General features: G+C 72.5%; 7 protein-coding genes. 2 read left to right on the top strand and 5 right to left on the bottom strand.

All coding sequences use genetic code 11. From position 1 onward, the window contains the following. The first annotated feature begins 11 nt into the window (after nucleotides 1-11). Together AB0F68_RS14535 and AB0F68_RS14540 are read left to right on the top strand one after the other, a co-directional pair. Nucleotides 12-566, top strand: a complete 555-nt coding sequence (locus tag AB0F68_RS14535) for a dihydrofolate reductase family protein (protein WP_357336966.1) — start codon at nucleotides 12-14, stop codon at nucleotides 564-566. Continuing rightward, on the top strand, nucleotides 506-1,468 hold the full coding sequence (locus AB0F68_RS14540) for an SDR family oxidoreductase (RefSeq protein WP_357336972.1): 963 nt from the start codon (nucleotides 506-508) through the stop codon (nucleotides 1,466-1,468). Before AB0F68_RS14535 ends, AB0F68_RS14540 begins: the two co-directional genes overlap by 61 nt. A gap of 77 nt (nucleotides 1,469-1,545) precedes the next feature. Here the strand turns inward: AB0F68_RS14540 and AB0F68_RS14545 are convergent, their stop codons facing one another. The 5 genes from AB0F68_RS14545 to AB0F68_RS14565 all read right to left on the bottom strand — a co-directional run. Then, complete coding sequence (locus tag AB0F68_RS14545) at nucleotides 1,546-2,229, bottom strand: hypothetical protein (RefSeq protein ID WP_357336974.1); 684 nt, start codon at nucleotides 2,227-2,229, stop codon at nucleotides 1,546-1,548. 106 nt (nucleotides 2,230-2,335) lie between these two features. Further along, the gene (ddaH, locus tag AB0F68_RS14550) at nucleotides 2,336-3,106 is read right to left on the bottom strand and encodes a dimethylargininase (RefSeq protein WP_357336975.1); all 771 of its coding nucleotides are present in this window, start codon (nucleotides 3,104-3,106) and stop codon (nucleotides 2,336-2,338) included. Nucleotides 3,107-3,137: 31 nt separating this feature from the next. Continuing rightward, the gene (locus AB0F68_RS14555; protein ID WP_357336978.1) at nucleotides 3,138-3,614 is read right to left on the bottom strand and encodes a GNAT family N-acetyltransferase; all 477 of its coding nucleotides are present in this window, start codon (nucleotides 3,612-3,614) and stop codon (nucleotides 3,138-3,140) included. A 131-nt stretch (nucleotides 3,615-3,745) separates the two neighbouring features. Further along, on the bottom strand, nucleotides 3,746-4,876 hold the full coding sequence (locus AB0F68_RS14560; protein ID WP_357336980.1) for an NAD(P)/FAD-dependent oxidoreductase: 1,131 nt from the start codon (nucleotides 4,874-4,876) through the stop codon (nucleotides 3,746-3,748). A 164-nt stretch (nucleotides 4,877-5,040) separates the two neighbouring features. Then, on the bottom strand, nucleotides 5,041-6,300 hold a 1,260-nt coding region (locus AB0F68_RS14565), incomplete at its 5' end, for a transposase (RefSeq protein ID WP_357336982.1).

Below are 6,300 nucleotides of genomic sequence, written 5' to 3' on the forward strand. Positions count from 1 at the left end.
GGGACATCATCGTGAGCGTCATCGTCATCCAGTTCATCACCCTGGACGGGATCGTGTCGGACCCGGACGGGTCCGGGGGCACACCCGCGGGTGGCTGGGCCTTCCGGCACGGCCCGGAGACCGTTGCCGGGGACAAGTTCCGCCTCGGCGGGCTGCTCGACGAGGGAGTCCTGCTGCTGGGACGGACCACCTGGGAGCTGTTCGCCCGGCTCTGGCCCGGACGCGACGACCCGTTCTCCGCCCGGATGAACGCGGTGCCCAAACTGGTCGCCACCCGCACGCTCGCCGACGTCTCAACGTGGGCGAACTCCAAGATCGTCGACGGCGACCTGGTCGACGCGGTCAAGCGGGAGCGGCGTGACGTCATCGTGACGGGAAGCCTGAGCGTGGTGCACAGGCTGATGGCCGAGGACCTGGTCGACGAATACCGCCTCCTCACCTTTCCCACGATCCTTCGCTCCGGTCGGCGGCTCTTCCCGGCGGAAGGCCCGCCCACGTACCTGGAGTGTCTGTCGGCGGAGCAGGCGGGCGCCGCGGTTCTCGCGCGGTACCGGCGGGCACGCTGACGCTCGCCGCGTGCCGTGCGGAAGCAACCGTGGCCCGGATTTCGGCCGCCCTTGACCTCGAGCGTGCTCAAACTCCTAGCGTCATCGTGACGTCAGAGCTGCTGGGGACCGCAGCCGGAGAACGGCGTACGGACCGTTCGTGGGAAGGGGGTATGCCGGTGAAGGTGCTGGTGACCGGCGGGGCGAGCGGACTGGGACTGGCCATGGCGTCCGCCCTGGCCGCAGCGGGAGCGGCGGTCGCGCTGACCAGCCGATCCGGCCGTCGTGCGGACTCGGTCGCGGCCGGAGTGCCGGGCGCGGTCGGCATCGAACTCGACGTGCGGGACGAGTCGTCGGTGGCCAGGGCGGTCGACGAGGCGTGGTCGCGGCTCGGCGGCATCGACATGCTGGTGAACAACGCCGGGATCGGCATGCGGACGGTCAACCCGCGCTTCATGACGCATCCGCAGGGCTTCTGGGAGGTACCGGTCGAGGGCTTCCGCGCGGTGATCGAGACCAATCTGACCGGCTACTTCCTGGTGGCGCGGGAGGTCGTGCCGCGGATGCTGGCCGCCGGCGGTGGCCGCATCGTCAACGTTTCGGTGAGCCAGTCGACCATGCACCGAGCCGGGTTCGTCCCTTACGGGTCGTCGCGTGCCGGCAGTGAGGCGCTGTCCCGGATCATGGCCGCCGACCTGCGCGGCACAGGCGTGACCGTCAATCTGCTGCTGCCCGGGGGCGCCACCGTCACCGGGATGCTGCCCCTCGACGCCGTGCCCGAGGGCCAGAGGTTCCTGGAGCCGGCGGTGATGGGCCCGCCCATCGTCTGGCTGGCGTCCGACGACGCGGCCGGCGTGCATGACGAGCGCATCGTCGCCGTCGAATTCGAACGCTGGCTGCTCGACCGCAACGGCAGACGGTGAGGGGTGGAGACGGCCTGTTCGCCGGCGGCTCGGATCGTGGCGTGTGCCGGTGCGCGGAAACGTGAAGGGCTACGGTCTCAGGCCCGCAGTCCCTTCCCGGTGGCGACGACCGCCTTCTCGAACCACGCCGCGGTGTCTGCCTCCGAGCGGGTCCAGACCGCGACGCACTGCACCACCCGACCGTGGTGCACGCAGCCGTAGCGGTGGGGGAAGGGCGTGCCGTCAGGCAGCGTCATGGTGGCGGTGACCGCGCGGCCGGCCACGCCGGCCCCGCCCGGCAGGTCGGCGGCGGCGTGCCCATCGGTCACCTGGCCCTCCTCCACGTCCCGGTCGCACGTCTCGAACAGATCGAACAACTGCCCTACGGCGTCCGCCGCCACGGCTTCCGTCGGGTAGACCACGGTCTCCTGGGTGACCTCGACGAACTCCTCTGGCGGGGTGCCGTCCGGGGTGCCGAAGACGTGCGTCACGGCGACCAGACGCCGGTCCAGCAGCGGCAGCGGCCGGCCGCAGGCCACCCCGTCGGAGTCGAGCTTCTCGTCCCGGTAGGCGGTTTTTTCGGCGAGCCCGGCCAGACGCCGGGAGGCGGCGTACCGGTCTCGGAGCCCGCGCGCGGCGCCGCCGTCACTGGGCGAGGGAGCGACCAGAGCGGTGGCGGACACCGTGTGGCTCGACGCACCCGTGGCCGGAGCCGGGTCGCAGGCTGCGGTCGAGGAAAGCGCGGCGAGGAACGCCACCGAAGCGGACAGACGTCGGATCATGGCGGCGAGCATAGGCGGCGATTGACCTTCGCCGGTCGTCCAGGTGTGAGTGGACACCGCGACGAGGGCGTCGTCGAGCGACGTGCTGCCGCGCTCCGGGTGGGGGTCAGATCGCGGGGATCAGCACGCTCAGGCAGGTGACGCAGCCCTCGAGCTTCTCGTACTCGCCGATGTCGACGACGACCGGTGTGAAGCCGAGGTCCGCCACGAGCGCCGCGGTGCGCGGCGCCGACGCGGCCAGCAGCACGAGGTCACCCCCGAGCGGTACGACGTGGCAGCCGGCCTCCTCGTCGACCGGGCGCAGCGGCTCGCGGAGCGCGGTCGAGTCGAGCAGCTCCGGCAGCGCGAGGAGAGTGCCGTCGGGCAGGGCGGTCACGGCCGACTTGAGGTGCAGCACGTGGCGCAGCGGGACCTGGATCACCGTGCGCCCGCGGGACGCCAGGTGGGCGCGCAACTGGGCCACACCCTCGTCGTTGGTACGTCCGCCGCGGCCCACGTACACCGTGGTGCCGATCTGCAGCACGTCGCCGCCGTCGAGCGTCCCGGGAGCCTCGATGCGGACGACCTCCAGCCCGGCCTCGCGTACCGCCTTCTCCGTGCCGGGGATCTCCGGACGGCGCTCGGGCGCGCCCGGCCGGGTGATCACCGCCAGGCCGGCGCACACGACGACGGTGTCCTCGACGAACACCGAGTCGGGGCAGTGCTCGGCGGGGTCGACCTCGCGCACCTGCCAGCCGGCCTCGGCGAGCGCGGCCCGGTACGCCTCGTGCTGACGCCGGGCCCGCGCGACATCCACGTCGCTGCGCTCGATGTGGGTGACCAGGCCTTCGGCCAGCCGACCGCTGGGTCGTCGGACCAGGGCGATACCTCGCGACATGCCACCAGTCTGCCGACCACCGTCGGCCAGCTCAAGCCAGGCGGGTGGCAACCTGCGCCGAGCCGGCCACGGCCGGCTCGCGTAGCAGGAACACGTCCACCGGATCCTCTGTCTCGAGGGTGAAACCGTGCCGCTCGTACAGCCGCCGGGCCGGACTGCCCCGCAGCACGTTCAGCCGGACCTTGATGCCCTCGCGATCGCACTGCTCCAGCAGCCCACGCAGCACGGCTGTGCCGATGCCGCTGCCCTGCAGATGCGGTGCCAGGTAGAAATGCTCCAGCCAGTGGGCGTCCTCGGCTGGCCGCAGCGACACACAGCCGGCGAACGCGCCGCCCACCCCGATCAACCAGGTGTACGCCGGAGCGAAGCCGTCCCGTAGTCGCTGCCGCACCCGGTGCTCGTCGTACCGCCCGAGCCGCTCCAGGTCCGCCCGCAGCACTACGGCCCGCAACTCGGCCACCACCTCGACGTCTGCAGCCGAAGCCGGCCGAAGCTCCCAGTCCGCCATGATCGCCAGGCTAGCGCGCCGAGCTCCTCCACCCTTCGTCGAGCCTCCGGGAACCACCAGTGATCATTTGTCGGACGAGCCCTGGCACCGGCGACATCCGGCAGACCGCGCTCCGCCCGAACGAACCCCGGTCAGGGGTCGGGAAAGGATGCGTCGCCGAAGAGCACGCGACGGGCCGCGGCCCGCCCCGGCGGCGTCCGCAGCAGCGCGAACGCCGCTGCCGCGACGGCGGGCGTGCGCACCTGGGCCAATGCCCGGCGCAGCGTCAGCCTGCCCCGGAAGCGGGCACGCAGGGCGGCTCCGTCGTAACGGGTCAACGGTTCCGGACGGCCCGCGCGCAGGGCCTCGTCGAGGACATCGGCCGCGAGTGCCGACAGCCGCAGGCACGGATCGAGGCCACCGGCGGTGAGCGGAGAGACCGCGCCCGCCGCATCGCCGACGAGGAGCCCGTCGGCGCACCCTATTCGGCGCAACACCCCGCCGACGGGGATCGGGCCGCCGCGCCGCTCGACCTCGGCGGGGCGAGCCACGGCCGGCAGTCCGGGCGCCGAGGCGGCGAACCGCTCCATTGCGCGCCGGAGACCGCCGGGAAAGCGGTCGGCGTAGCCGGCCACGCCGACGTGGGCGTGCCGGCCGTCGTTGACCACCCAGGCCAGGTAGCCCGGAGCGAGCGAGGGGTCCAGGACGCAGTGGAACGTCGGCGGCTCGTCGCCGGCGGGGATGCCGAACACCTCCTCGGCGCCGACCAGCAGGTGGTGGTTGCGGTCCAGGCCGAGATCCCGGGCGACCCGGGAGCGGGCGCCGTCGGCACCGACGACGAACCGCGCCCGGACCGCGATCGGCCCGGCACCGCCGGCCAGGAGGAAGGAGCCGTCTCGTCGGCCGTCGTAGCGGGTGCCCAGGGCGATCCGTACGCCGGCGTCGGCCGCGGCGCGGGCCGTGGTCGCGTACAGCGGCGCCATGTCGGCCACCCGGTACTCGTCGCGCCTGCTGACCAGGGTCACCGGGTGGCGCAGCCCCGGCGGGTAGAGCACCACTCGCCGAATGGGTGGCCCGAGGCACTCGGGCGGCAGAGCGAAATCGTCGAGCGTGCGCCGCACGAAGATTCCCATCGTGCGGATCGCACCGGTGAGCGTGGGTCGCCGTTCGACCAGCAGCACGTCGTGGCCCCGCTCCGCAAGCAGCGTGGCCGTGTGCAGCCCGGCGAGCCCCGCCCCGACGACCAACACGTCGACAGGCGCCCCGGCGGTTCGCGCCCTCACTTGTCGGTCCCCGGGGAGTCAGGTTCGGGGACCGGTCGCTCGGCTGGCATTTATCGACTGTCGCTCGCAATCTATCGAAAGTCAATAAGTACGGACGGTTCGCCGGCAGCATCGCCTTCGACGAACTGCGGGAGGACGTGCCGGCGTAGCGCCTACGGCCTGTTTCATAACTCGGTGGAGTTGTGAGACAGCGCCCTTCTCGGGCGTCCGCGCCTCGCCCCGGGTGGGGTGGGTACGGTTCCTGCGTCATCGGGGCCGGTTTCGCCCGCGCGTGTGCGCGGGCCAGAGCCTTCCCCTCGGCCGGCGTTGCTGACCGGGCCCCCTGCGGGGAGGTCCCGGACCTGGGCGTGGTGCTGCTCGGCCCAGACAGCGAGGTTGACTGCGGCATTGTGGTCCCGATCGGCCTGATACCCGCACACCTGGCAGGTGAACGTGCGCTGGTGCAGAGGCATCGCGGTGGCCACGGTCCGGCATGCGGAGCAGGTCTTGGTCGACGGGTACCAGCGGTCGACCAGGGCGAGTTGGCCGGCGCGCCACTGCTGCTTGTAGGCCAGTTGGCGGGCCAGTTCGCCCCATGCCGCGTCGGCGACCGCCGACGCCAGGCGCCGGTTGCCGAGCATGCCGGTGATGGTGAGGGTCTCGATGGCGAGCCGGTCGTGGGTATTGACCAGCTGGTTGGAGACCTGGTGCAGGAAACGGCGCCGGATCGCGGCCACCCGGGCGTGGTGGCGGCCCAGCCGGGCCGCGGCCTTGGCACGGTTGTTGGAGCCGCGCTGTTTGCCGGTGACCTTCCGGGACAGGCGGCGCTGGCGCGCCACCGCAGCCCGGGCGGGCCGTGGCCAGCCGTCGACCCGCAGGACCTGCGTGCCGTCGGCGAGCGCTGCGGCGACGAACGTCGACAGGCCCCGGTCGACACCCACCCACCCTGCGGCGCTGGTGTTCGGCTCGTGGCGGCGGGCATCGTGCAGGTCGGCGGCTTCGCAGGTCAGTGACACCGCCCACCGGCCGGCCCGGTGGCTGACCGTCGCGGACACCACCTTCGCCCGCCCCTTGGCCAGCATGCGCCGCAACCGGCGGGTGTCCTGCCGTACCGCCAGGGTGCCGATGCCAGGCAGGGCCACGGTACGCGGCGCGCGCTCACCGACCCGGATACCCGCCCGGCCTGCGGCAGAGGTCCTGCTGCGGATGCGAAACGACAGCGGTGCGCATTTCTTCGACTTGAACCTCGGAAAACCGACCCGCCGACCCCGCCGGTGGCCGCTGCGCGATGCCGTGTACGCGGACACGCCGCGGCCGAGATCGACCGCGGCTTCTTCAAAGACCTGCTGACATACCTCGCCCCGCCATGCCAGACCGGTCACCTGCACCGTGACGGTCCCGTCACCGGCGGCGACCATCACCCGGCCCGCGTCACCCGACCGTTT

This window comes from Micromonospora sp. NPDC023966 (assembly GCF_040639095.1).
Taxonomy (GTDB): Bacteria; Actinomycetota; Actinomycetes; order Mycobacteriales; family Micromonosporaceae; genus Micromonospora.

What these genes read in the sequence shown, in the direction of transcription:
- AB0F68_RS14545 (WP_357336974.1), bottom strand. Translation starts at nt 2,229, where the DNA reads ATGATCCGACGTCTGTCCGCTTCGGTGGCGTTCCTCGCCGCGCTTTCC.
- ddaH (WP_357336975.1), bottom strand. Translation starts at nt 3,106, where the DNA reads ATGTCGCGAGGTATCGCCCTGGTCCGACGACCCAGCGGTCGGCTGGCC.
- AB0F68_RS14555 (WP_357336978.1), bottom strand. Translation starts at nt 3,614, where the DNA reads ATGGCGGACTGGGAGCTTCGGCCGGCTTCGGCTGCAGACGTCGAGGTG.